Origin of the sequence: Variovorax sp. UMC13, assembly GCF_014170375.1 — a bacterium.
In the GTDB taxonomy this organism is placed as follows: Bacteria; Pseudomonadota; Gammaproteobacteria; order Burkholderiales; family Burkholderiaceae_C; genus Variovorax.
On sequence record NZ_LZZW01000003.1, the window covers coordinates 65,021 to 88,086 of the forward strand.

The following is a 23,066-nucleotide window of genomic DNA, read 5'->3' on the forward strand; positions in this document are numbered from 1 at the left end:
GAACCATTGCTCACTAGGTTATGGCGATCGTGGTCTAAGCGGCGCCGTGCATCAGGGCCGCGCGAACACCTTCGACAACAGCGGCGCCAGGTCCTGCATGGCACCCAACGTGTTCGGGCCCGGCAGCAGGCCGGGCTGGAAGCCTTCGCGCTCGAAGCGGCGCAGCAGCGCGGGATCGGCGCCGATGATGTGCACCGGCACGTCCCAGTCGTTGCCGCTGCCGCTCACGCGGGCCCAGGGCTGGTGGTCGCCGATCAGCACCACGACCAGCCGGGGCGGCGCCTGTTCGCGCAGGTAGGCGCCCAGCCACTGCCAGGTCAGGGCGATCGACTGCAGGTAGGCGGGCACCGGGTCGCGCCAGGACGTCGGCTCCTCCATCGCATGCATCTGCTGCGGCGGGGTGTAGGCCGTGGGACCGGTGAGCCGCCCCCAGTCGCCAACGAAGGGCGGCAACGGGTGGAAGGGCGCGTGGCTGTTGAGCGTGGGAAAGACGACGAAGCGCGGCTTGCGCGCCGCGGCCGGCGCCGCCAGCTCCTGCGCATGCAGCAGCGCCATCGCGGCCTGGTCGGGAATTCGCCATGCGCCGAAGGGCAGGCCGGTGTAGCCCATGGTGCTGGCGTCCACGTAGCGGTCGAAGCCGAAGAAGCGGCCTTCGGGCCAAGGCCGCTGCAGCCCCGGCATCCAGCTCACGGTCTCATAGCCGTGGGCGGCGAAGTGCTGCGCCAGCGTGGGCCGTCGGGTGGTCAGCAGCAGGTCGTAGTCGAGCGGGTCGCGCGTGTCGACGCCGGTCAGCAGCGCGCCGTGCGCGAGCCAGGAGCCGCCGCCGAAGGTGGGCGAGCGCACGCGCGCCGACACCACCGCGCGCCCGCTGGCCGCGATGGCCTGCGCCAGCGCGTCGCGCGGTCCGGCGAGCGCCTGGGCCTGCACGGGATCGTCGACGGTGCACACGCCATACGACTCGGAGAACAGCACCAGCACGTCCGCGCCGTGGAGCGCATCGAGGTCGGCACCGAAGGCCGGGCTCGGCGACAGCCGCGAGGCCGCGCCGTCGGCGCGCGATTGCGCGACCAGGAACTGCGCCTGGCGCAGCACCAGTTTCGAGACCGGTTCGGAAAAGGCGCGCCAGCTTTCGAATCCGCCCAGGCCGTCGGCGGCCCGCGCCAGCACCAGCAGGCTGCACAGCGCGAGCAGCGCGAAGCGCACCGGGCGCGCGGCCAGCCCGTGTGCCACCGCGCGCCAGCAGGCCCAGGCCAGCCCCGCCACCGCGGCCAGCGCGAGCAGCAGCAGGCCGCCGGCCGCGGCGAGCTGCCAGGCCGGCACCTCGTGCTGCGCCAGCACGCTGCCCAGGTGCCGGCCGTCCCAATACAGGTTGAGCGGACGGCCGAAGAGCGCGGTGGCCGTCACATCCAGCAGGTGCACCGCGATCAGCGCGGCGCTCGCCGCCGCCAGCCAGCGCGTGGCCCGGACGGCAGTGCCGCCGCGCCAGGCGATCCAGCCGGCCAGCCCGGCCACGCCGGCGCACAGTTCGAGCGACACACGCGCGCCGGGCTGCGGCCAGAAGGAGGCGGCGGGTGCGCCCAGGGTCAGCAATGCATTGAGCAGCGCCAGCGCCAGCGCGAGGCGCAGCCAGGGCGCGAGGCGGCTCACTGCCGGATCGCCTCGAACTCGATGATCAGTTGCACCTCGTCGCCGACCCAGCCGTTGCCCACCCCGTAGTTCATGCCGTAGGCGCTGCGCAGGAAGCTGCCGCGCGCCGACACGCCCATCACGTAGGAGGACTTGGCGATCGGCGAGAGGCCGCTCTTGTTCCAGGTGGCCTGCAGCACGAGCGGTTGCGAGCGCCCCAGCAGCTCGAGCGCGCCGGCGATGGCGAAGTGGCGCTCGGCGATGCGCGTGGCACGGACCGCGGTGAACACCATGCGCGGAAACTCGGCCGCGTTGAGGAAGTCCGCGCTCTGGAGGTGCTGGTCGCGCTTGACGTGGTTGCTGAACACGCTGCGGGTGTCGACCTCGATGCGCACCTCGCCCAGTTCGCCGCTGGCCTCGTCGAAGCGGAAGCTGCCGCGCGCGGCGCGGAACATGCCCAGCACCCTGGCGTAGCCGATGTGCTCGACCAGGAAGCCGACGCTGATGTGCTCGGGGTCGATCTCGTAGCGCGCGGGCGCCGCGAAGGCCGTGCCGGGGCCCAGCGCGATCCAGCCGAGCAGGCCGGCGCCGAAGGCGCGGCGGGTGGGCGAGGGGAGGGGGGGTGTCATGGGCCGGTCTCCAGGGTGCGGGGCCGATGGCGTGCGAGCCAGCGCACGTCGGCCGCGAAGGAGCCGACCAGCGCGAGCAGGCCCGCGCCGGCGACGAGGCCGGCCCAGGGGGCCTCGACGACCGGGGCCAGGCACACGATCAGGGTGGTGATCTGCGCCACGCACACCGTCTTGCGCCGCCGGCTGGGCGGCAGCGGGCGCGCGAGCCAGGGCCAGCGCCAGGCGGCGGCCACGAAGGCATAGCGCATCGCGCCGGAGGCCAGGATCCAGGCGCCGGCCTTGCCCTGCTGCAGCACCAGCACGCAGAGCACGAGGATCAGCAGCGCATCGGTCTCCATGTCGAAGCGGGCGCCGAAGGGGCTGGCCTCCTGGCGGCGCCGTGCGACGGGGCCGTCCACCGCGTCGAGCAGCGCCGCCACCGTGGCCAGCGCCACCAGCGCCCAGCCGAAGGCGGCCGGGTCGGCGGGTGCCTCGCCGATGGCCGCGGCCAGCAGCGCGATCAGCGCCAGCCGGCCGAGCGTGATGCCGTTGGCCGCGCCGAAGCGCGCATGGGGCGCGTGGGTGGCCAGGCCGGCCCACATCAGCAGCGCGCCGATGCCGAAGACCGCCAGCGCCTTGGGCACCAGCCACAGGCTCATGCCGTCCAGCGGCGCCACGACCGCGACCACCGCCAAGCCGGCCGCCAGCAGCAGCGCCACGCGCGCCACCGCCCGCGCGGCATCGCGGCGCAAGCCCGCGGGGGCCGGTGCGGTCATGGGGTGATGGGAGCCTGGGGTCGAAAGCATCGTCTTAAGATCCTTCTGCGCCGGAGGGCCCACCACACGGCGGGCGGCGGCGGTGGGACACCAAAGAGCATGCCAGCAATTCGGACGCCTGTGGTCAGCGATGCGTATCAAGCCCTCTGGACCGAGGCGCCGGGACGGGCCGTGCTGCGCGCGGGCACACTCGGCGCGCGGGCCGACGACCATGTGCGCGTGCGGGCCCTGCACAGCGCCGTCAGCCGCGGCACCGAGCTGCTGGTGCTCCGCGGCGAGGTGCCGCCCAGCGAGTTCGCGCGCATGCGCGCCCCCTTCCAGGAAGGCGAGTTCCCCGGGCCGGTGAAGTACGGCTATGCGAGCGTCGGCCTCGTCGAGGCCGGCCCGCCCGCGCTCCAGGGCCGCGCGGTGTTCTGCCTGCACCCGCACCAGTCGCGCTACGACGTGCCCGCCGCGGCCATCCACCCCTTGCCCGAGGGCCTGCCGGCCGCGCGCGCGGTGCTGGCGGCGAACATGGAGACGGCCGTCAACGCGCTGTGGGATGCGGCACCGCGCCTGGGCGATCGCGTGGCGGTGGTGGGCGGCGGCGTGGTCGGGCTGCTGGTGGCCTGGCTCGCCTCGCGCATCCCGGGTTGCGCGGTGCAGCTGGTCGACGTGCGCGCCGAACGGGCCGCGGTGGCGGCGCACCTGGGCCTGGACTTCGCGCTGCCGGAGGCGGCGGCGCGCGCGGCCGATCTGGTGGTGCATGCCAGCGGCCAGCCCGCCGGCCTGGCGAGCGCGCTGGGCCTCGCGGGCTTCGAGGCCACGGTGCTCGAACTCAGCTGGTACGGCCAACGCGCCGTGACGCTGCCGCTGGGCGAGGCCTTCCATGCGCAGCGCCTGACGCTGCGCAGCTCCCAGGTCGGCCAGGTGGCCACGGCCCAGCGCGGCCGCTGGAGCCATGGCCGGCGCATGGGGCTGGCGCTGGCGCTGCTGGCGCAACCGGCCGCCGCCGTGCTGGACGCGCTGATCACCGACAGCGCCCCGCTGCAGGAACTGCCCGCCGTGCTGGCGCGCCTGGCGGCCGGCGCGCCCGATACGCTGTGCCAGCGCATCGACTATTCCTGAACCTGTTCTTTCGAAGGGAGCTCCACCATGTACAGCGTCAACGTCCGCGACCATTTCATGATTGCCCACAGCTTCCGCGGCGAGGCCTTCGGCCCCGCGCAGCGGCTGCACGGCGCCACCTACGTGGTGGATGCGACCTTCCACCGCCGCGCGCTCGACGCCGACGGCATGGTGGTCGACATCGCGCGCGCCACCACGGTGCTGCGCGAGGTGCTGGGCGAACTCAACCTGCGCAACCTCGACGACGACGGCGCCTTCACCGGCCAGAACACCACCACCGAGTTCCTGGCGCGCGTGATCTTCGAGCGCATCGCCGACCGCATCGTGACCGGCGAGCTCGGCCCGCATGCCAGTGGCATCGAGCACCTGGGCGTGCGCCTCAACGAATCGCACGTGGCCTGGGCGGCCTATGAGGCCGCGCTGCCGCGGCCGGCGACCGGCGCCTGATGCAAAGGTCCTGCACCTTCCTGGTCCCCGGCGACTGGGACAGCCGCACCGGCGGCTACCTCTACGACCGCCGGATCGTCGACCAGCTGCGCGCCGCGGGCTGGCAGGTGGACGTGCTCTCCCCCGGCGACGGCTTCCCCTGGCCCGACGCCGCAGCGGCGCAGCGCGCACGCCAGGTGGTGGCGGCCCTGCCCGACGGCGCGCTGGTGGTGGCCGACGGCCTGGGTTTCGGCGTGCTGCCGGAACTGGCCGCGGCGCACGCGGAAAGGCTGCGCTGGGTCGCGCTGGTGCATCACCCGCTGGCACTCGAGTCGGGCCTGAGCGAGCTGCAGCAGATGCAGCTGTTCGACAGCGAACGCCGCGCGCTCGCGCATGCACGGCGGGTGATCGTGACCAGCCCGTCGACCGCGCGCGCCCTGGCGCCCTACGAGGTGCCGCCCGATCGCATCCACGTGGTCGAGCCCGGCACCGATCCTGCCCCGCTGGCTGTGGGCGGCGGTGCTGGCCCGCAGGCGCTGTCGCTGCTGTGCGTGGCCACCGTCACGCCGCGCAAGGGCCATGTCGTGCTGCTCGAGGCGCTGGCCGGCCTGCGCGACCGGCACTGGCACCTGCACTGCGCCGGCAGCCTGGCGCGCGATGCGCAGGAGGGGCGCAAAGCCCTGGCGCTGGCCGAGCGCCTCGGGCTGGCCGAACGGGTGAGCTGGCACGGCGAGGTCGATGCCGATCCGCTCGCCGCGCTCTATGCGCAGGCCGAGCTGTTCGTGTTGCCGTCCTGGCACGAAGGCTATGGCATGGCGCTGGCCGAGGCGCTGGCGCGCGGCCTGCCGGTCGTGAGCTGCGCGGCCGGCGCGATCGTGGACACCGTGCCCGCCGACGCCGGCATCCTGGTGCCGCCGGGCGATGTCGGCGCGCTGCGTGAAGCGCTGCGACGCCTGATGGACGCGCCCGAGGCGCGCCGCGCACTGGCCGCGGGCGCGCGGGCCGCCGCCGCAAGGCTGCCGCGCTGGTCCGATGCCGGGCAGCGCTTCGCGGCCGCGCTGCAGTCGATCGGACCCGCGCGGCCATGAGCGGCTTCGACGCCCGCTGGCTGGCGCTGCGCGAGCCCTTCGACCGTGCGGCGCGCGAGGCGTCGGCGCTCCGGCTGGACTGGCCCGCGCTGGCCGCGCGCCTGCGCAGCGGCCGCGATGCCGACGCCGCGCTGCAGGTGGTGGACCTGGGCTGCGGCACCGGCGCCAGCCTGCGCGCGCTCGCGCCCCGGCTGGGCGGGCGCCAGCACTGGCGGCTGCTGGACCATGACCCGGCGCTGCTGGCCGCGCTGCCGCAGGTGCTCTCGACCTGGGCGGTGGCGCAGGGCTGTCGCGTGGTCGAGGGGGATGGATTGGCGATCGAGGGCGAGCATCTGCAGCTCACGGTCGCGTGGCAGCGCGCCGACCTGGCGGACCTGGCCGGTGTCACGGCGCTCGACGGCGCGCAGCTCGTCACGGCCTCGGCCCTGCTGGACCTGGTGTCGGCCACATGGCTTGGGGAGCTGATCGCGCGCTGCCGCGCGGCCGGCGCGGCCGTGGGCTGGGCGCTCAGCGTGGACGACCGGCTGCAATGGCAACCGGCCGACGGCGCGGACGCGCTCGTGCACGCGCATTTCCGCGCCCACCAGCGGCGCGACAAGGGCTTCGGCCCGGCCCTGGGCGGCGGCGCCGTCGCGGAAGCCGCCCGGCTGCTGCAGCGCGCGGGCTATCGGGTCGCCACCGCACCGAGCGACTGGCAGGTCGATGGCGAGCGTTCGCCGAGCGATCTCGCGATGCTGCGCGAGATGGTGGACGGCATGGCCGCCGCGGCGCTCGAGCAGGCGCCCGAGGCGGCATTGGCGGTGCAGGCCTGGCGGCAGCGCCGCCAGGCGCAGCGGGCGGCTACGCGATTGCAGGTCGGCCACACCGACCTGCTGGCCTGGCTTTAGGCCGCGCGCAGGTCCAGGTCCCAGAGCAGGTCGCCGCCCAGCGCGAAGGTGCGGGCCGGCGGGCGCAGCGCCTCGCACATCGCGTTCGAGCGCCGCACCTGCAGGCCGGGATGGCCGGCGCCGATCATCACGGGCGCGACGATCAGGTGCAGCCGGTCGAGGCAGTCCTGGCGCACGAACTGCGACAGCGTCACGCCGCCGCCTTCGACGAACAGCAGGTCCAGGCCGCGCGCGCGCAGGGCGTCGACCACGCTGGCCAGCGGCAGCTGGCCGTCCAGCGCGGCGCTGCGCGGCACCGCGATCACCTGCCGCGTGCCCAGCCGGGCCTCGGCGCGGGCCCGGTGCTCGGGCGCGCACACCAGCAGCGTGGGCGACTGCCCATCGGTGAACACGCGCGCATCGGCCGGCACGCGCAGGCCGGGGTCGATCACCACCCGCGTGGGGTGCGGCCCCTCGACGCGGCGGGTGGTGAGCTGCGGGTTGTCCAGGCAGGCGGTGCCGGCGCCCACGATCACCGCATCGCACAGCGCGCGCAGGCGGTGCACATGCACCAGGCCCTCGGGGCCGTTGACGAAGCAGGAGTCGCCGTTGTGGGTGGCGATGCAGCCGTCCAGGCTCTGGCCCAGCTGGCCGATGACCCATCGGGCATGGGCACCGCGGCGGTCGAGCAGTGGCTTGAGCAGCGCGAACAGCGCCTGCGCGGGCGCATCCCAATCGCCCTGCAGCGCGTAGCCGTGGCCGTCGGACCAGGCCAGCGGCGCGGGCCCGTCGGGCGCGGCCTCACCCCGGCGCCGGCGCTCGGCGATGGCCAGGCACAGCGGCCACAGCGCGGCGACGTCGCCGGGCGCAGCGGAAGGAAGAGAAGGGGCGGGCAGGGCGCTCAGAAGACGGACTCCTGTGATGGTCTTGCCGCCCCGGCCGCCAGCGGCGGCACCCACGGATGCGGTCGGTCGAAGGCATGCTAGCAGCGCTACCAGCGCGGCGTGTAGTACGGATACCCGTCCCCTTCGCCCGGCGGCACGGCGCCGGGCGCGGCGCCCGTGCCCGCCAGCAGCACGACCGCGATCGCCGCCGCCGCGCAGACGGCCGCGCCGGCGGCGCGCCACAGGGGCCGCGCCCAGGGCGGCCGGGCGGCGCGCGGCCAGCGTTCCAGCAGTGGCCCGGCCGCGAAGCCGAGCGCCAGCAGCCCCAGCGCGGCCGCCGGGGCCTGCGTGAGGCGCAGGGTGGCATGGGCCAGCGCCAGCCAGCCCAGCGCCGCCGCGATGCGGCCGGCCGGCCCGAAGGCGATCCGCGCGCGGGGCCAGAGCCACAGCGCCGTGGCGGTGACCGCCACCGCCGCGCCCAGCGCCAGTTCGAACAGCAGCAGCGACGCCGACAGCATCGCCACGCCTGCCAGCCCGAGCCCGGCCACCGCCAGCAGCGCCGGGGCATCGGCCGTGTCGTCAGGCGGCTGCAATACGGCGCCCAGCACCGCGGTGCCGACCGCCCAGGCCCCCACGCCCGCGAGCGGCGTGGTCACGCCCAGCACGAAGAGCATCAGCGCCCAGGCCGCGGCGGCGGCCAGCCACTGGGTGCGCAGGCCCGCGCGCAGGGCTTCCAGCGCGACGCCCAGCCCCGCCGCGCCCAGCAGCGCCCATGGCAGCTTGCCGATCAGGCTGCCGGGATTCGACGGCCAGCCGACCACCCAGGCGCAGGCCACCACCAGCGCGAGGGCGGTGCCCGCGGCGGCCCAGCGCGCGCCGGCCACCCGGCGCAGCAGGCCGCACAGTACGAGCGCCAGCAGCGCGGGCACGAGCACGCTGCGGAAGAGAGGGTGGTGCAGGAGGTCCATGGGGCATGGGCGGGATGCTTTCGCATTCCAGCACGCCCGGGGGCCGCGGTAAAGCTGGGCGACCGAACGGTGCGGCGGCACCGGCCGCTTCAAGGCAGCCGTGCGATCTGCGCGTTCAGCAGCGTGTAGAAACCGTCGATGTCCACCTCGTTGATCCACAGCGCGTTCGGCGCGCGGCGCGTGTAGCCGCGGAAGTCGACCACCGTGGCGCCGGTGGTGAACTCGCCGCGCGTCTCGATGTCGACGCTCACGCGTGCGCCCTTGAACAGCTCGGGGCGCAGCAGGTAGGCGATCACGCAAGGGTCGTACATCGGCCCGACCGCCACGCCGCGGCGGCGCAGCGCGTAGGCCATCGCGGAATCGAGGATGTCGGCCACCACCCGGCCGCCGTTGTTGCCCAGACGGCGCAACGGCGCGATGCGCTCGGGCGTCACCAGCACGCGGCGCGCCGCGTCGTGCGAGACCACAGTCAGCGGCACGCCGCTGCGGAACACCACCGAGGCGGCTTCCGGGTCGGCATAGAAGTTGAAGGTCGCGGCCGGCGTGATGTTGCCGCCGACGCCCCAGGCGCCGCCGAGCACCACGATCTCGCGGATCGCGGGCTTGATCTCGGGCGCCATGCCGAGGGCGGCGGCGATGTTGGTGAGCGGCCCCAGGGCGGCGATCACGACGCTCGCCGGCGGCGCGGCGCGCAGCGTGTCGATCAGGTACTGCACCGCATGCTGGGGCATCAGCGGCGCGCGCGGCGCGTGCAGTGCGGGACCGTCCATGCCGGTCTTGCCGTGCACGTCGTCGGCGAAGATCGGTTCGCGCACCAACGGCCGCGGGTAGCCGGCATACACCGGCACCTCGGGCCGGCCGGCCCAGTCGCGCACGATGCGGGTGTTCTTCTCCGTCACCGCAAGCGGCATGTTGCCGACCGACACGGTGAGCGCCTCGATGTCCAGCCGGTCGGGCGCGGCCAGCGCCATCAGCAGGGCGATCGCGTCGTCCTGGCCGGGGTCGGTGTCGATCACGACCCGCTGCCGGCCCGGCGCCGCAGGCGGCAGCGGCGTGGCAGCGACGCCGATCAGGACCTGGCCGGGGTTGGCCTGGGCGAAGGCGGCGCCGGCCGCGAGCTGGGCGCCCGCGGCCAGCAGTGCACGCCGGGACAGGGAGGCGGTCATCCGGTCACTCCTTGATGTTGGCGGCCTGCACGATCTTCTGGTTGCGCGCGTACTCGGCCTTGACGAAGGCGCCGAGTTCCGCGGCCGAGCCGCCGCCGGGCAGCGCGCCCTGTTCCTGCAGCTTGGCGCGCACCTCGGGCTCCTGGAGCACCGCGTTGAGTTCCTGGTTGATGCGCGCGACGATCGCCGGCGGTGTGGCGGCCGGCGCGAAGATGCCGGTCCAGCTGACCATCGAGTAGCCCTTCAGGCCCGGCATCTCGGCGAAGGTCGGCACGTTGGGCAGCGCGTCGAGCCGCTGGCTGCCGGTCACGCCCAGGGCCTTCAGGCGGTGGCCGTTCACGTGCGGGATGGCGCTGGTGCTGACCAGCATGGCCAGGTCGACCTGGTTGCCGATCACGTCGGTGGCGATCTGCGCGCCGCCGCGGTAGGGCACATGGGTCACGAAGATGCCGCCGGTCTGCTTGAGCAGTTCCATCGCCAGCTGCAGCACCGTGCCCACGCCCGAGGTCGCGTAGCTGTACTGGCCGGGCGCGGCCTTGGCCAGCTTGACGAAGTCGGCGTAGCTCTGCACCGGCAGGCCCGGCCGCGCGACCAGCACCATGGGCGCGGTGTTGAGCATGCCCACCGGCGCCAGGTCTTTGAGCGGGTCGAACTTGAAGGCCGCGGGGTTGATCAGCCTGCCGATGGCGATCGCGCTGTCGGGTCCGGCGACCAGCGTGTAGCCGTCGGGCGCCGCGTTCACCGCCTTGGCCACGCCGATGGCGCCGCCGGCACCGCTCACGTTCTCGATCACCACCGACTGCTTGAGCCGTTCGCCCAGCCTGGTGGCGACCAGGCGGGTGTTGAAGTCCACGCTGCCGCCGGCCGAATAGGGAACGATCAGCGTGATCGGCCGGCCGCCCGGCCAGGCGGGCGACTGGGCGAACGCGTTGCCGCCGATGGCCGCCAGGGCCATCGACGCGAAGAGGAGGGGCTTGAGCGTGGGCATGTTCAGTTTCCGGAGAGGGTGGGGGTGTCCTGCGGCAGCCGCGCGCGCAGCGCGTCGAACTCGGCGCTCCAGCGGGTGCGCCAGGCGCGCCGCGTCGTGTCGTCGATCCAGGCGCCGTCGAGGCCGTTGTGCATGAAGCCGCGCAGGTCGTCCAGGCCGAAGCCGAAGTCGCGGACCATCATGGCCCAGGCCTGGGTGGGCGTGACCTGGTGCAGCGTCGGGTCGTCGGTGTTCGGGTGGATGCGCAGGCCCAGGCCGGGCATGCGCCGGATCGGGTGGTCGAGCGCCCAGCGCTCGGGCGGCAGCGTGCGCAGGTAGTAGGAGTTGGTCGGCACCACGGTGAACAGCACGCCGCGCTCGGCGCATTCGCGGGCGAAGTCCGGCTGGTCGACCACCGTGTAGCCGTGGTCGATGCGGTCCACCTGGAGCAGGTCCAGCGCGGTGCGCACGTTGGTCCAGGGCATGCCGAACTCGCCCGCGTGGGCGGTGGTCCGCAGGCCGGCGCTGCGCGCGTTGCGATACGCCTGCACGAAGAGCTCGGGCGGCCGGTCGTTCTCGCGGTAGTCGATGCCGATGCCGATCACCTCCTCGCAGCGCTGCGCCGTGACCCAGTCCACCATCTCGACGGCCGCCTCGGGGCTGGCCTCGCGGTCGATGGCCGCGATCAGGCGCCCGACGATGCCGAACTGGCGCTCTGCATCGTGGATGGCGCGCACGATCGCCTGCTGGGCCGCGGCATAGCCGATGCCCGAGGCATGCACGGTGCCGGTGGGGTTCCAGCAGAACTCGCTGTAGCGAACGTTGTGGGCGGCCGCGTCCTCGAGGTACTCGTGCGTGATCCGGTACAGGTCGTCGGCGCTGCGGATCAGCTGGGCGTCGAGCGCGCGCAGCACGCGCAGCACACCCACCGGCTTTTCGCCGCGCGTGTAGAAGGCTTCGACCTCGTCCTCGGCCAGCGGCATGCCGGCCTGGCGGTTGAGCGCCGCGAAGGTGGCGTGCCGCACCGTGCCGAACAGATGGCAGTGCAGCTCGACCTTCGGGATCGCGTGCAGGAAGGATTCGAGCGCAGGCGTGGGGGGCATGCGGCGCAGTCTAGGGAAGAAGGGGGGATAAGAAAAATTTCAAATATCTATAATTTGATTCAGCCAATGAATAACCAGCCATGACCACCTCGGCCCTGCGCGCGCTGACCCTGCGTCAGCTCCAGTTCTTCTCGGTGCTGGTCCAGGAGGGCCAGTTCGGGCGCGCCGCGCGCCGGCTGTCGATCACCCAGCCCGCGCTGAGCAATGCCATCAAGCAGATGGAGAAGCTGCTCGGCGCCGCGCTGCTGACCCGCTCCACCCACCGGCTGGAACTCACGCCGGTCGGCGCCGAGGTGCTGGCGCGCACCGACTTCCTGGTCAACACGCTGGAGGTGGTGCTGCACGACATCGAGAGCACGGTGCAGCGCGGCCGGGCCTATGTGCGCGTGGGCGTCATCCCCTCGGCCAGTGCCAGGGTCGCGGCGGCCGTGGCGGATTTCGTGCACGACGCGCCGCAGGCGGTCGAGTTCGCCTGGCGCGATGCGCCGTCGACCACGCTGGTGGCCGAGGTGCGCGGCGGCCGGCTCGACATGGCAGTGGTGGCCATCACCGAGCCGCCGGGCGGCCTGGCCTGCGTCGATCTCTTTCGCGACCCGCTGGTGCTGGTGGTGCGGCACGACCATCCGCTCGCGCAGGCGGGCGAGGTGAACTGGGAGGCCATCGGTCGCGAGCGGCTGGTGCTGTTCGAGAGCGGCAGCATGCCGGCCCTGGGCGACCCGGCGCGCGCCCAGTTCGCGCAGGGCGCAGAGCCCTACCGCGTCAGCTATTCCGAGACGCTCTATGCGCTGGTGCGTGGCGGGCTCGCGCTGGGCCTGATGCCGCAGCTCTACACCTCCTCGCTGCGCGACCCCGAGCTGGTGGTGCTGTCGCTGGCGAAGCCGCGCATCGAGCGGCGCGTGGTGCTGGTCTACCAGCCGGGACCCACGCGCAACGTGGTGGCGCAGGAACTGATCGCCTGCCTCGCGCAGCGCCTGCCGGTGCCGGGCAAGGCGCCCAGGCGCCGGGTCTCGCGCGCGCGCCGCTAGCGGCGGGCCAAAGGAGGGCGGTCCACCCGGCTACAGTGGCGTCCCTTCGTCAAGACAACAAAGAGAGAACCATGGAACTGCAGGCAGGGATGACCGCCGCCGGGCAAGACACACCGCCCGGGAACAGGGGGCTGCATCGCGTGCTCAAGGCCCGGCATTTGTCGATGATCGCCGTGGGCGGATCGATCGGCACCGGGCTCTTCGTCGCCTCGGGCGCGACCATCTCGCAGGCCGGCCCGGGCGGCGCGCTGCTGGCCTATGCGGTGGTCGGCCTGATGGTCTATTTCCTCATGACCAGCCTGGGCGAGCTGGCTGCCTTCATGCCGGTCTCGGGCTCCTTCGCCACCTATGGCGCGCGCTATGTCGACGAGGGCTTCGGCTTCGCGATCGGCTGGAACTACTGGTACAACTGGGCCGTGACCATCGCGGTCGACCTGGTGGCCGCGCAGCTGGTGATGGCCTACTGGTTTCCCGACGTGCCGGGCGTGCTCTGGAGCGCGCTGTTCCTGGCGCTGATGTTCGGGCTCAACGCGATCTCGGTGCGCGGCTTCGCCGAGGCCGAGTACTGGTTCGCGGCGATCAAGGTGCTGACCGTGATCGTCTTCATCGGCCTGGGCACGCTGATGATCTTCGGCATCCTGCGCGGCGGCTCGCCCCAGGGCTTCATGGGCAACCTCGCGAACTGGGGGCTGGGCGACGCGCCCTTCGTGGGCGGCTTCGCGGCGCTGATCGGCGTGGCCATGATCGTCGGCTTCTCCTTCCAGGGCACCGAGCTCATCGGCATCGCGGCCGGCGAATCGGAAGACCCGGCGCGCAACATCCCGCGCGCGGTGCGGCAGGTGTTCTGGCGCATCCTGCTGTTCTACGTGCTGGCCATCGGCGTGATCAGCCTGCTGATCCCCTACACCGATCCGAAGCTGCTCAAGAACGAGGTGGGCGACATCAGCCTGAGCCCCTTCACGCTGGTGTTCGAGCGCGCCGGCCTGCTGTCGGCGGCGGCGCTGATGAACGCGGTGGTGCTGACCTCGGTGCTGTCGGCCGGCAACTCGGGCATGTACGCCTCCACCCGCATGCTCTACACGCTGGCGGTCGAAGGCAAGGCGCCGCGCATCTTCGCGCGCGTCACGGCCAACGGCGTGCCGCGCATGGCGCTGTGGGCCACGGCGGTGGTGGCGGGCCTGTGCTTCTTCAGCTTCGTGTTCAGCCCGCAGAAGGTCTACATCTGGCTGCTCAACGCCTCGGGCATGACCGGCTTCATCGCCTGGCTGGGCATCGCGCTGAGCCACTACCGCTTCCGCAAGGGCTACGCAGCGCAGGGCCGCGACCTGGGTGCGTTGCCCTACCGCGCGGGCCTGTTCCCGCTCGGGCCGGTGTTCGCCTTCCTGCTGTGCCTGGTGATCACGCTGGGCCAGAACTACCAGGCCTTCCTCAACGACCGCATCGACTGGGCCGGCGTGGTCGCGACCTACATCGGCCTGCCGCTGTTCTTCGCGATCTGGCTCGGTTACCGGCTGGTGCGCGGCGGCGGCATCGTGCGCTACCGGGACATGAAGTTTCCGGCGCCGAAGTTCTGAAACGCGGGCCTCGGCCGGCCGCTGCACAATCGCCTTCCCTCCACCGTGCCCATGCTTCCCGTGACCGGACCTGACGCCCCCTCCACCCCCCTCATCCGCACCATGACCATCGACGACTACGACGATGTGATGGCCCTGATGAAGAACACACCCGGCATCTCCCTGCGCGATGCGGACTCGCTCGCCGCCACCGAGCGCTACCTGCAGCGCAACCCGGGCCTGAGCTTCGTCGCCGTGGCATCGGGTGCCGTGGTCGGCTGCGTGATGTGCGGGCACGACGGGCGCCGCGGCTACCTGCAGCACCTGCTGGTGCTGCCGGCCCACCGCCGCGCCGGCATCGCCTCGGCGCTGGTCGAGCGCTGCCTGGCCGGCCTCGAATCGCTGGGCATCCTCAAGACGCACATCGACGTGCTGCAGACCAATGCGCTGGCCCAGCAGTACTGGGCCGGCAAGGGATGGAAGTTCCGCACCGACATCCACCGCTACTCGTTCACGCGCTCGGGCGACGCGAACGCCTGAGCCGGGGCGCCGGCTAGCGGTCGCTGGCCAGCAGCCCGTAGAGCGCCGAATCGGACACCACGCCATCGATCTCCCAGCGCTGGCGCAGCAGGCCTTCGCGGATGAAGCCGAGTCGCTCCAGCGCCTGGGCTGAAGCGCTGTTGTCCGGGTCGATCTCGGCCTCGATGCGGCGCAGGCCGAGCCGGTCGAAGCCATGGGCGATCAGCGCGCGGCCCGCTTCGCCGATGTAGCCCTGGCCCCAGTGCCCGCGGCCGAGGCCGAAGCCGATCTCGGCCCGCCTGGAGGCCGGGTCGATGGCGAAGAGCATGCACTGGCCGATCGGCGGGCCTTCTTCTTCGGCCTGCAGGCAGATGCCCAGCGTGATCGCGGCCTGGCGTGCAATCTCCTCGCGGCGCTCCGCGATGAAGCACGCCGCGGTGTCGACCGAGGGCCAGGGCGGGGTGTTCCAGTACTTCATGACCGCGGGGTCGGAGAAGATGGCGAACAGCGCATCGGCGTCCGCCGCGGTCAGCGGCCGCAGCACGAGGCGTTCGGTGGCGATGCGCGGAAGGAAGGGGTCGTCTTGCGGGGCAGGGGATCTCATCGGCGCCCGAGGCTACCGCAGCGAGGCCCCGGGGCCCGCCATTCGGCCCACGGAAAGCCGGCCCATGAGCGGCAGCACTTGCCCCGCCTGTGAGTTCCGTCTATCGAAAGTCGATTTGATTCTTTGGCATCCCGGCGCGGAGGTGAAACAGTGCGCTCCCTCTTCACAACGCCCGGATCCTTCCATGCAGACGCCTTTCCTGGCCAGCCGCCGTCGGCTGTTTCTCCACACCGTCCTCTCCACCGCGGCCCTGGCGGCCGGGCTCGCGGGCACGGGCATCGCTTCGGCGCAGGCGAGCAAGCCGCTGCGCATCGGCCTGGCCGCCAGCCCGGCCAACGATGCGGTGAAGCTGATCGCGAAGAAGGCCGAGGCCGAAGGCATCAAGGTCGAGATCATCGAGTTCAACGACTGGGTCACGCCCAACACCGCGCTGGCCGAAGGCGCGATCGACGTCAACTACTTCCAGCACATCCCCTTCCTGGAGAACGTCAAGTCGGCCAAGGGCTACGACCTCAAGGCCGTCGCGCCCGGCTACATCACCTGGCTCGGCATCTACTCCGACCGCGTCAAGCGGCTGGAAGACGTCAAGCAGGGCGCCACCGTGTCCTTCGCCAACGACCCGGTCAACACCGGCCGGGCCCTGCGCATGCTCGACGACGTGGGCCTGATCAAGCTGCGCGACGGCTCCGATTTCCGCGCCACCGTGACCGACGTGATCGGCAACCCGAAGCAGCTCAAGTTGGTGCCGGTGGAGGCGCAGCACGTGGCGCGCGCGCTGGGCGACGTGGACCTGGGCGTGACCTTCCCGTCCTTCATCAAGCTCGCGGGCAAGGACCCGAACAGTGCGATCGTCTACCAGAAGCCTTCCACGCTCTACGCCATCCACTGGGTGACGCGCACGGCCGACGCCAACGACCCGCGCCTCAAGCGCTTCATCGCGCTCTACAACAGCACGCCCGAGGTCAAGGAGATCCTGCGCAAGCAGTACGGCGACCTGATCGCCTTCGGCTGGTGAGCGGAGGCGGTACGCCTGTGGCAGACGAGAAGCACATCCTGCTCAACGCGTTCAACATGAACAGCGTGGGCCACATCGCGCACGGCCTCTGGACGCATCCGCGCGACCGTTCCGAGGACTACCGGCGCCTGGGCTACTGGACCGAACTCGCGCGCACGCTGGAGCGCGGCAAGTTCGACGGCCTGTTCCTGGCCGACATCGTCGGCGTCAACGACGTCTTCGGCCAGTCGCCCGAAGCCGCGCTGCAGGAGTCGGTGCAGGTGCCCATCAACGACCCGCTGCTGCTGATCCCCGCGATGGCCGCGGTGACGCAGCACCTGGGCTTCGGCGTGACCTCGAACGTCACCTACGAACGGCCCTACCTGTTCGCGCGCCGCATGTCGACGCTCGACCACCTGACCGAGGGCCGCGTGGGCTGGAACATCGTCACCGGCTACCTCGACAGCGCCGCGCGCGCCCACGGGCTGACCGAGCAGGTCCGGCACGACGAGCGCTACGACATGGCCGACGACTACATGGACCTGGTCTACAAGCTCTGGGAGGGCAGCTGGGAAGACGACGCCGTGGTGCGCGACCGCGCAGGGCGCGTGTTCACGCAGCCCGGCAAGGTGCACCGCATCGTGCACGACGGGCCCTTCCACAAGCTCGACGCCATCCACCTCAGCGAGCCCTCGCCGCAGCGCACGCCGGTGCTGTTCCAGGCCGGCGGCTCCGAGCGCGGCCGGGAGTTCGCGGCCACCCATGCGGAGTGCGTGTTCATCAACGCCCCGACTTCCGAGCTCAATGCCTTCATCTCGGCCGACATCCGCGCGCGTGCCGTGCGCCGCGGCCGGCGGGCCGACGACATCAAGGTGTTCGCGGGCGCGATCGTGGTGGTGGGCGCGACCGAGCGCGAGGCGCGCGAGAAGTACGAGGAGTACCGGCAATACGCCAGCCCCGCCGCCGGCCTGACGCACTTCAGCGCCTCGACCGGCATCGACCTCTCGACCTACGGCCTGGACGACCCGATCCGCTACGCCCCGACCCAGGCCATGGTGTCGGCGGTGGAATCCATCACGCAGCGCAGCCCGGACAAGGTCTGGACCGTGCGCAAGCTGCTCGCGTTGATGGAACTGGGCAGCCGCACGGCCGCCATCGTGGGCTCGCCCGAGCAGGTGGCCGACGAACTGCAGGCGCGCGTGGCACAGAGCGGCATCGACGGCTTCAACCTGATGCGCACCGTGACGCCCGAGAGCTATGTCGACTTCGTGGATCTGGTGGTGCCGGTGCTGCAGAACCGCGGCGTCTACAAGCGCGACTATGCCCAAGGCACGTTGCGCCACAAGCTCTTCGGCGAGGGGGCGAAGCTGCCCACGCGCCATGCGGGCGCGGCGCGGCGCCACGACGCGGCCACCGTCGAGGAGGCCACGGCATGAGCACCACTGCTTCGACCGACTGGGGCCCGGCGCTGGAAGACGCGCTGTTCCTCACCGTCGCGCACCGGCATGTGCCCGGCCTGCCCGCGCGCCGTGCTGCGCCGCCGCGCGGCCCCGAGACGCCGGCGGAAGTGCAGGCGCTGTGCGACGACTGGGTGCGCACCGCCGCGCACGACCTGTTCATCGTGCAGGCCGTGGCCCGCGCGATGCACACCGTGTTCGCCGAGGATCCGCATGTGCAGCTGCTGCTGTCGCGCCAGCTGGGCGACGACGGTGACCATGCGGTGGAGGCGCGTCGCCACCTGTGGGCGCTGCGCGGCAGCGACCCGCTGTCCGAGATCCAGCGCCACCTGGCCGAGCACTGGGCGCGCGCGGGCGACATCCCGTTTCGCGGCGTGGCCGGCTTCCTGGCCTTCGAGTTCCACTACGAGCTCTACATCCTGGCGCGCATGCAGATCGTGCGACGCACCGCGCGCATCGCCGACACCGCGATGAAGGACTTCGCCGAGTCGCGCATCCGGCCCGACGAAGCCTTCCATCGCAGCCAGATCGTGGGCTGGTGGCTGGACAAGCTGCAGGCCATGGCCCAGGAGGAACGCGCGCGCTTCACACGCGAGATCCTGGCGCAGGACGAGGCGCTGCAGCAGCGGCTCAACCCCTTCCTGCGCGAGGAGCTGGCCGACATGGCGCGGGTCTATGGCGCCGACCTGGCCGAGGCCCATGCGATCTACGACGACTGGCGGCGCACGCTGCTGGCGAAGTTGCTGGACACCGATGCCTCGGCATTGGGCGCGCTCACCAGCATCGTGCACTAAGCTACTGCGCGGACGGCTCGCCGCCGCGCTGCGCGATCTCCTGCAGCGCGCGCGGCAGGTCCGCGATGCTGTCGATCACGACATGCGCGCCCGCCGCGTACAGGCGCTGCGCCGCGGCCGCGCGCAGCGCATCGACCTCCGCGGGCGGCAGCCGGCCCAGCGCCTCTTCGGTCAGGCCGACCTCGTTGCCGGCCAGGCTGATGCCCACGCACCACATGCCCGCGTTGCGGCCTTCCTCGATGCCCGGCGTGGTGTCGTCGACCTTGACGCAAGCGCGCACGTCGCCGATCTTCAAGGCCAGCACATTGGCCAGCGCCATGTAGGGGCCGGGGCGGCCGCCCGCCGGCAGTTCGTCGCCGGCCACCACATGGTCGGGCGCGATGCCGCGCGCGGCCGCCAGCGGCAGCAGCACGTCCAGCACCTGGCGCGGGTAGCCCGAGCAGGAGCCGATCTTCATCCCCTGCGCGCGCAGCCAGGCGAGCGTCTCGACCGCGCCCGGGATCGGCTGTGAGTAGTCGCCGACCTTCTGGATCTGCATCGGCATGAAGCGCTGGTACAGCGCGTCGATGTCCTGCTCGCCGGGCGTTGCATCGAAGCGCTGTTGCCACTGCGCGCGGATGCTCGGCTCCTCCAGCAGCGTGCGGATGTGGTCGCGTTTCGACAGCCCCATGGGGCCACGCGCCTGCGCCAGCGTGAGGGTGATGCCGAAGGTGGCGAAGGCCTCGACGAAGATCTGCGTGGGCGCCAGCGAGCCGAAGTCGACCAGCGTGCCGGCCCAGTCGAAGATCACGGCCTCGAGGCGGCGGGTGGGCCAGGTGGTGGGAAGGGGTGAGGTGTTCATGGTCGGTTGCTTCGAGAGGTGTGAGACAGAAGTTCAGGCGGCGGCGATGAAGTTGCGCCCGCGCGCACCGGCCAGCGCCTGCGCGATGCGCGCGCTCCAGTCGGCTTCGGCGATGCCGTAGCTCGCGGGGTCCACGCTCACGCCCAGGTCCTGCAGGAAGGCGTTCAGGGTGTCGATGGCCTCGTCGATGTGGCCGGCATCGAAGGCCGAGCGCAGCAGCGCATCGAGCTCGGCATCACGGCCGGCCGCGAGCCGCATGATCCGCGGCAGGCTGAACGAGCAGGCGATGCCGTGCGGCGTGCCGTGCTGCAGCGTGATGTCGTAGGACAGCGAATGGGCGAGCGCGGTGCGGGTGTTGGAAAAAGCCAGGCCCGCCTGCAGCGCCGCGGTGGCCAGACGTTCGCGCAGGTCGCGGCTTTGGGGTTTCGCCAGCAGGGCGGGCAGCGTGGCCAGGATGCTGCGCACCGCGCTGACCGCGAGGCTGGCAGACACGGGGTTGCGGTGCACGTTCCACAGCGATTCGAGCGCATGCGACAGCGCGTCGAGCCCGCTGGCCAGCGTGGCCGCGTGCGGCAGGCTCAGCATCAGCTCGGCGTCGACGATGGCCGCCTGCGGCCAGGTCCAGGGCAGCTGCAGCGACAGCTTGCGTGCGCGCGCCTGGTCCCACACGGTGGCCCAGGGCGTGACTTCGCTGCCGGTGCCCGCGGTCGTCGGAATGGCCAGCAGCCGGCGATGCCGCAGCGTCGAGGCCGGGTCGGGTGGCGCGCCTTCGAGCAGCGCCTGCAGTTCGTCGAAGCGGCCTGTCGCGGGGCGGGTGAGCATCACCTTGGCGCAATCGATCACGCTGCCGCCGCCCAGCGCGACGATGCACTCGACCTCGGGGTGGTCGCGCCACAGCCGCTCGTACATCGGCGCGAGCCAGGCCACGTCGGGGTTGGGCCGCACCTCGGTCTCGACCGCGGCGAGGCGCTCGCCCAGCAGGTCGCGGATGCGCTCGACGAGCCCGAGCCCGGGTGCTTCGGGAAAGGCGATCAGGATCGCGCGGCGCGCGCCGAGCAGGCGCGGCAGGGCCGCGAGCGAGCCGCAGCCGGCGTGCACGTCGACGGGGTTGTAAAAGGTCCACATGGTGTCGTTCGGGAAAGCGGAATGCCTCAGTGCCGGCCGTTGCGCTGGATGCGGTGGCGCAGCTGGCTCGACAGCGTGTCGGCCACCACCACCATGACGGTGATCACGATGATGCAGGTGGCGGTCTCGGGGTAGCGGAACAGCTTGAGGCTGCTCACCAGCTCGAAGCCCAGCCCGCCCGCGCCGACCATGCCCAGCACCGTGGCCGAGCGCAGGTTGACTTCGAAGCGGTAGAGCACGACCGCGATCCAGGCCGTGATCACCTGCGGCAGCACGCCGAAGACGATCACTTGCAGCGGCCGCGCACCGGTGGCGCGCAGCGCCTCGAGCGGGCCCTGGTCGATCTCCTCGATGGCATCGGCGAAGAACTTGCCCAGCATGCCGGCACCGTGCAGCGCGAGAGCCAGCACGCCGGGGAAGGGGCCCAGGCCCACGGCCGAGACGAAGACCAGCGCGAGGATCAGCTCGTTGATGCTGCGCACCACGTTGAGCACCTGGCGCGTGCCCTGGTAGACCCAGCGTCGGCTCTGCAGGTTGCGCGCGGCCAGGAAGGACAGCGGAATCGCCGGCAGCACCGCCAGCAGCGTGCCCCAGACGGCGATCTGCACGGTCTCGAGCGCGGGCGCGAGCAGGCGATCGAGGATGCGCAGGTCGGGCGGCAAGGTGCGGCCCAGGAAGTCGAGGATCTGCGGCAGGCCCGCGGCCAGCTCGGCCCAGCTCAGCTGCGCGCCGGCGGCGCTCCATTGCAGCGCCCAGGCGATCACGCAGGCGCCGATCATCAGCTGGACCCAGCTGCGGCGGCTTTCGGGCAGCGGGCCGGTCCAGGCGTACTTGCTTGTGGATGTAGCGTTGGTCATGTTCATGCGCCGGTGCTAGCCATCGAAGGCAGGGCCAGCGCGGGCTGGAGGGCGGCCTCCGCGCGCTCGGGCGAGGGCGGCGCCATGTAGATGCGGTCGATGTCGACCTGGCCCATCTCTTGGGGCGGGCCGTCGAACACCACGCGGCCCTGGGCCAGGCCGACGATGCGGTCGGCGAACTCGCGTGCGTAGTCGACCTGGTGCAGGTTGCACAGCACGGTGATGCCCAGCGCGCGCGAGGCGTCGTGCAGGTACTGCAGCACCTTGCGCGAGGTCTGCGGATCGAGGCTGGCCACGGGCTCGTCGGCCAGGATCACGCGCGGGCGCTGCGCCAATGCGCGTGCGATGCCCACGCGCTGCATCTGGCCGCCCGACAGCGAATCGGTGCGCGCATGCGCCTTGTGCGCCAGGCCCACGCGGCCCAGGCATTCGTGCGCCAGCGCGATGTCCTCGCGGCTGAAGAAATGCAGCACCGAGGCCAGCGTCGAGACCGCGCCGAGCCGTCCGGTGAGCACGTTCTTCAAGGCGCTCAAACGCGGCACCACGTTGTGGTGCTGGAAGATCATCGCCACGCGCTGGCGCAGCGCGCGGGTGTCGGCGCAGTGCACCGCGTCCATGCCGTCGACCTCGAGCGCGCCGCCGTCGGCCACGGCCAGCCGGTTCACGCAACGCAGCAGCGTCGACTTGCCGGCGCCGGATTCGCCCAGCACCACGACGAACTCGCCCGGCGCGGCATCGAGGTCCACACCGCGCAGCACGGTGTTGTCGCCGTACTGCTTGGTGAGCGCGCGGATGCGGATCACTTCATGCTCCGCAGGTCGAGCTTGAGCACCTTGGCGGTGTCGCGCACCACGTTGTAGGCCGCGTCGCTGGTGGGCTGGAAGCCGTTGAGCACGCCCTGGTCGCCCCAGGGCAGGTCCTTCACGTTGGCCAGGGCCTTGGCGATGCGCGCCTTGAGCGCCGGGTCGAGGTCCTTGCGCCAGACCATCGGCGACTCGGGGATCGGGTTCGAGGACCAGACGATCTCGAGCTCGTCGGCCTTGACCTGGCCCTTGGCGATGGCGCTCGCGAGGATGCGGTCGGCCACGGCGGCGGCGTCGACCTTCTTGTTGGCCACGGCCAGGATGCTGGCGTCGTGCGAGCCGGAGAAGATCACGCGGCCGAAGAAGCTCTCGGGGTCGTGGCCGGCCTGCAGCAGGCCGGCCTTGGGGAACAGGTGGCCCGAGGCCGAGGTCGGGTCGACGAAGGCGAAGGTGCGGCCCTTGAGGTCGGCGGTCTTGGCCAGGCCGCTGTCCTTGCGCGCGATGATCACGCTCTTGTAGGCGCTCTGGCCGGTCTTCTTGGTGACGGCCACCGCGAAGGCTTCCACGTCGGCGACCTGGTTCGCGAGCACGTACGAGAACGGGCCCAGGTAGGCCACGTCGAGCTTCTTCGAGCGCAGCGCCTCGATCACGCCGTTGTAGTCGGTGGCGACGAAGGGCTTGACCGGCATGCCGAGCTGCTGCTGCAGGCTGTCGAGCACCTGGCGGCTGCTCTCGATCATGGCTTGCGAATCCTCGGCGGGGATCAGGCCGATGGTCAGCGGCTGCTGCGCCAGGGCGGGCACGGCGGCCAGGGTGGACAGGGTCAGGGCGAGCAGGCTGCGGCGCAGGCGGAAGAGGGTGTTCATGGGGGTGGGCGGTGGAGTGTGGAGGGGCTGACGGGTGGGAACT

24 protein-coding genes are annotated in these 23,066 nt (G+C 72.1%); 10 read left to right on the plus strand and 14 right to left on the minus strand.

From position 1 onward, the window contains the following. Positions 1-51: 51 nt before the first annotated feature. From A9977_RS01100 to A9977_RS01110, 3 genes are read right to left on the minus strand one after another with little or no spacing between them, the layout of a single operon-like run. Positions 52-1,647, minus strand: coding sequence for a sulfatase-like hydrolase/transferase (locus tag A9977_RS01100; protein WP_183023017.1), 1,596 nt, complete (start codon positions 1,645-1,647; stop codon positions 52-54). After that, on the minus strand, positions 1,644-2,255 hold the full coding sequence (locus A9977_RS01105) for a YceI family protein (RefSeq protein ID WP_183023018.1): 612 nt from the start codon (positions 2,253-2,255) through the stop codon (positions 1,644-1,646). Before A9977_RS01105 ends, A9977_RS01100 begins: the two co-directional genes overlap by 4 nt. Beyond that, complete coding sequence (locus A9977_RS01110; RefSeq protein WP_183023019.1) at positions 2,252-3,010, minus strand: CDP-alcohol phosphatidyltransferase family protein; 759 nt, start codon at positions 3,008-3,010, stop codon at positions 2,252-2,254. The genes A9977_RS01105 and A9977_RS01110 overlap by 4 nt, the downstream gene beginning before the upstream one ends. 99 nt (positions 3,011-3,109) lie before the next feature. Here A9977_RS01110 and A9977_RS01115 point away from each other — a divergent pair, with 99 nt between their 5' ends. From A9977_RS01115 to A9977_RS01130, 4 genes are read left to right on the plus strand one after another with little or no spacing between them, the layout of a single operon-like run. Next, on the plus strand, positions 3,110-4,117 hold the full coding sequence (locus tag A9977_RS01115) for a zinc-binding alcohol dehydrogenase (RefSeq protein ID WP_183023020.1): 1,008 nt from the start codon (positions 3,110-3,112) through the stop codon (positions 4,115-4,117). A 27-nt stretch (positions 4,118-4,144) separates the two neighbouring features. Then, positions 4,145-4,564, plus strand: a complete 420-nt coding sequence (locus A9977_RS01120; protein WP_183023021.1) for a 6-carboxytetrahydropterin synthase — start codon at positions 4,145-4,147, stop codon at positions 4,562-4,564. After that, positions 4,564-5,631 carry a glycosyltransferase family 4 protein gene (locus A9977_RS01125; protein WP_183023022.1) on the plus strand — a complete coding sequence of 356 codons (1,068 nt, stop codon included), beginning with the start codon at positions 4,564-4,566 and terminating at the stop codon, positions 5,629-5,631. The genes A9977_RS01120 and A9977_RS01125 overlap by 1 nt, the downstream gene beginning before the upstream one ends. Then, positions 5,628-6,518, plus strand: a complete 891-nt coding sequence (locus A9977_RS01130) for a class I SAM-dependent methyltransferase (protein ID WP_183023023.1) — start codon at positions 5,628-5,630, stop codon at positions 6,516-6,518. Before A9977_RS01125 ends, A9977_RS01130 begins: the two co-directional genes overlap by 4 nt. Here A9977_RS01130 and A9977_RS01135 read toward each other — a convergent pair. The 5 genes from A9977_RS01135 to add form a co-directional block, all read right to left on the minus strand. After that, entirely contained in the window at positions 6,515-7,456 is a 942-nt protein-coding gene (locus A9977_RS01135; RefSeq protein WP_183023024.1) for a RibD family protein, read from the minus strand. The genes A9977_RS01130 and A9977_RS01135 overlap by 4 nt on opposite strands. A 32-nt stretch (positions 7,457-7,488) precedes the next feature. Then, a complete protein-coding gene (locus tag A9977_RS01140) occupies positions 7,489-8,349 on the minus strand; it encodes a hypothetical protein (RefSeq protein WP_183023025.1) in 861 nt (286 codons plus the stop codon). 89 nt (positions 8,350-8,438) lie between these two features. Further along, positions 8,439-9,515 (minus strand): nucleoside hydrolase, encoded by a 1,077-nt coding sequence (locus A9977_RS01145; RefSeq protein WP_183023026.1) that lies wholly within the window; start codon positions 9,513-9,515, stop codon positions 8,439-8,441. A 4-nt stretch (positions 9,516-9,519) separates the two neighbouring features. Next, positions 9,520-10,503, minus strand: a complete 984-nt coding sequence (locus tag A9977_RS01150; RefSeq protein ID WP_183023027.1) for a tripartite tricarboxylate transporter substrate binding protein — start codon at positions 10,501-10,503, stop codon at positions 9,520-9,522. Positions 10,504-10,505: 2 nt separating this feature from the next. After that, entirely contained in the window at positions 10,506-11,585 is a 1,080-nt protein-coding gene (gene add / locus A9977_RS01155; RefSeq protein ID WP_183023028.1) for an adenosine deaminase, read from the minus strand. Between the two features lie 80 nt (positions 11,586-11,665). On the opposite strand from add, the gene A9977_RS01160 reads away from it, so the two are divergent. The 3 genes from A9977_RS01160 to A9977_RS01170 all read left to right on the plus strand — a co-directional run bounded on the left by A9977_RS01160 (position 11,666) and on the right by A9977_RS01170 (position 14,703). Continuing rightward, entirely contained in the window at positions 11,666-12,610 is a 945-nt protein-coding gene (locus A9977_RS01160; protein ID WP_183023029.1) for a LysR family transcriptional regulator, read from the plus strand. 71 nt (positions 12,611-12,681) lie between these two features. Further along, on the plus strand, positions 12,682-14,184 hold the full coding sequence (locus A9977_RS01165; RefSeq protein WP_405054660.1) for an amino acid permease: 1,503 nt from the start codon (positions 12,682-12,684) through the stop codon (positions 14,182-14,184). 102 nt (positions 14,185-14,286) lie between these two features. Beyond that, the gene (locus A9977_RS01170; protein ID WP_183023030.1) at positions 14,287-14,703 is read left to right on the plus strand and encodes a GNAT family N-acetyltransferase; all 417 of its coding nucleotides are present in this window, start codon (positions 14,287-14,289) and stop codon (positions 14,701-14,703) included. Positions 14,704-14,716: 13 nt separating this feature from the next. Here the strand turns inward: A9977_RS01170 and A9977_RS01175 are convergent, their stop codons facing one another. Then, entirely contained in the window at positions 14,717-15,286 is a 570-nt protein-coding gene (locus A9977_RS01175) for a GNAT family N-acetyltransferase (RefSeq protein WP_183023031.1), read from the minus strand. A gap of 184 nt (positions 15,287-15,470) precedes the next feature. On the opposite strand from A9977_RS01175, the gene A9977_RS01180 reads away from it, so the two are divergent. From A9977_RS01180 to A9977_RS01190, 3 genes are read left to right on the plus strand one after another with little or no spacing between them, the layout of a single operon-like run. After that, positions 15,471-16,301 carry a MetQ/NlpA family ABC transporter substrate-binding protein gene (locus tag A9977_RS01180; protein ID WP_183023032.1) on the plus strand — a complete coding sequence of 277 codons (831 nt, stop codon included), beginning with the start codon at positions 15,471-15,473 and terminating at the stop codon, positions 16,299-16,301. Between the two features lie 56 nt (positions 16,302-16,357). Further along, complete coding sequence (locus tag A9977_RS01185) at positions 16,358-17,716, plus strand: LLM class flavin-dependent oxidoreductase (protein ID WP_183023347.1); 1,359 nt, start codon at positions 16,358-16,360, stop codon at positions 17,714-17,716. Further along, complete coding sequence (locus tag A9977_RS01190; protein WP_183023033.1) at positions 17,713-18,531, plus strand: hypothetical protein; 819 nt, start codon at positions 17,713-17,715, stop codon at positions 18,529-18,531. Before A9977_RS01185 ends, A9977_RS01190 begins: the two co-directional genes overlap by 4 nt. Position 18,532: 1 nt before the next feature. Here the strand turns inward: A9977_RS01190 and phnX are convergent, their stop codons facing one another. From phnX to phnD, 5 genes are read right to left on the minus strand one after another with little or no spacing between them, the layout of a single operon-like run. Beyond that, positions 18,533-19,372, minus strand: a complete 840-nt coding sequence (gene phnX / locus A9977_RS01195; protein WP_183023034.1) for a phosphonoacetaldehyde hydrolase — start codon at positions 19,370-19,372, stop codon at positions 18,533-18,535. Between the two features lie 33 nt (positions 19,373-19,405). Beyond that, the gene (psrA, locus tag A9977_RS01200) at positions 19,406-20,497 is read right to left on the minus strand and encodes an iron-containing alcohol dehydrogenase PsrA (RefSeq protein ID WP_183023035.1); all 1,092 of its coding nucleotides are present in this window, start codon (positions 20,495-20,497) and stop codon (positions 19,406-19,408) included. A gap of 26 nt (positions 20,498-20,523) precedes the next feature. Beyond that, a complete protein-coding gene (gene phnE / locus A9977_RS01205; RefSeq protein WP_259651755.1) occupies positions 20,524-21,354 on the minus strand; it encodes a phosphonate ABC transporter, permease protein PhnE in 831 nt (276 codons plus the stop codon). A gap of 2 nt (positions 21,355-21,356) precedes the next feature. Further along, on the minus strand, positions 21,357-22,157 hold the full coding sequence (gene phnC, locus A9977_RS01210; protein ID WP_183023036.1) for a phosphonate ABC transporter ATP-binding protein: 801 nt from the start codon (positions 22,155-22,157) through the stop codon (positions 21,357-21,359). Further along, entirely contained in the window at positions 22,154-23,023 is an 870-nt protein-coding gene (gene phnD, locus A9977_RS01215; protein WP_183023037.1) for a phosphonate ABC transporter substrate-binding protein, read from the minus strand. The genes phnC and phnD overlap by 4 nt, the downstream gene beginning before the upstream one ends. Positions 23,024-23,066: the final 43 nt, after the last annotated feature.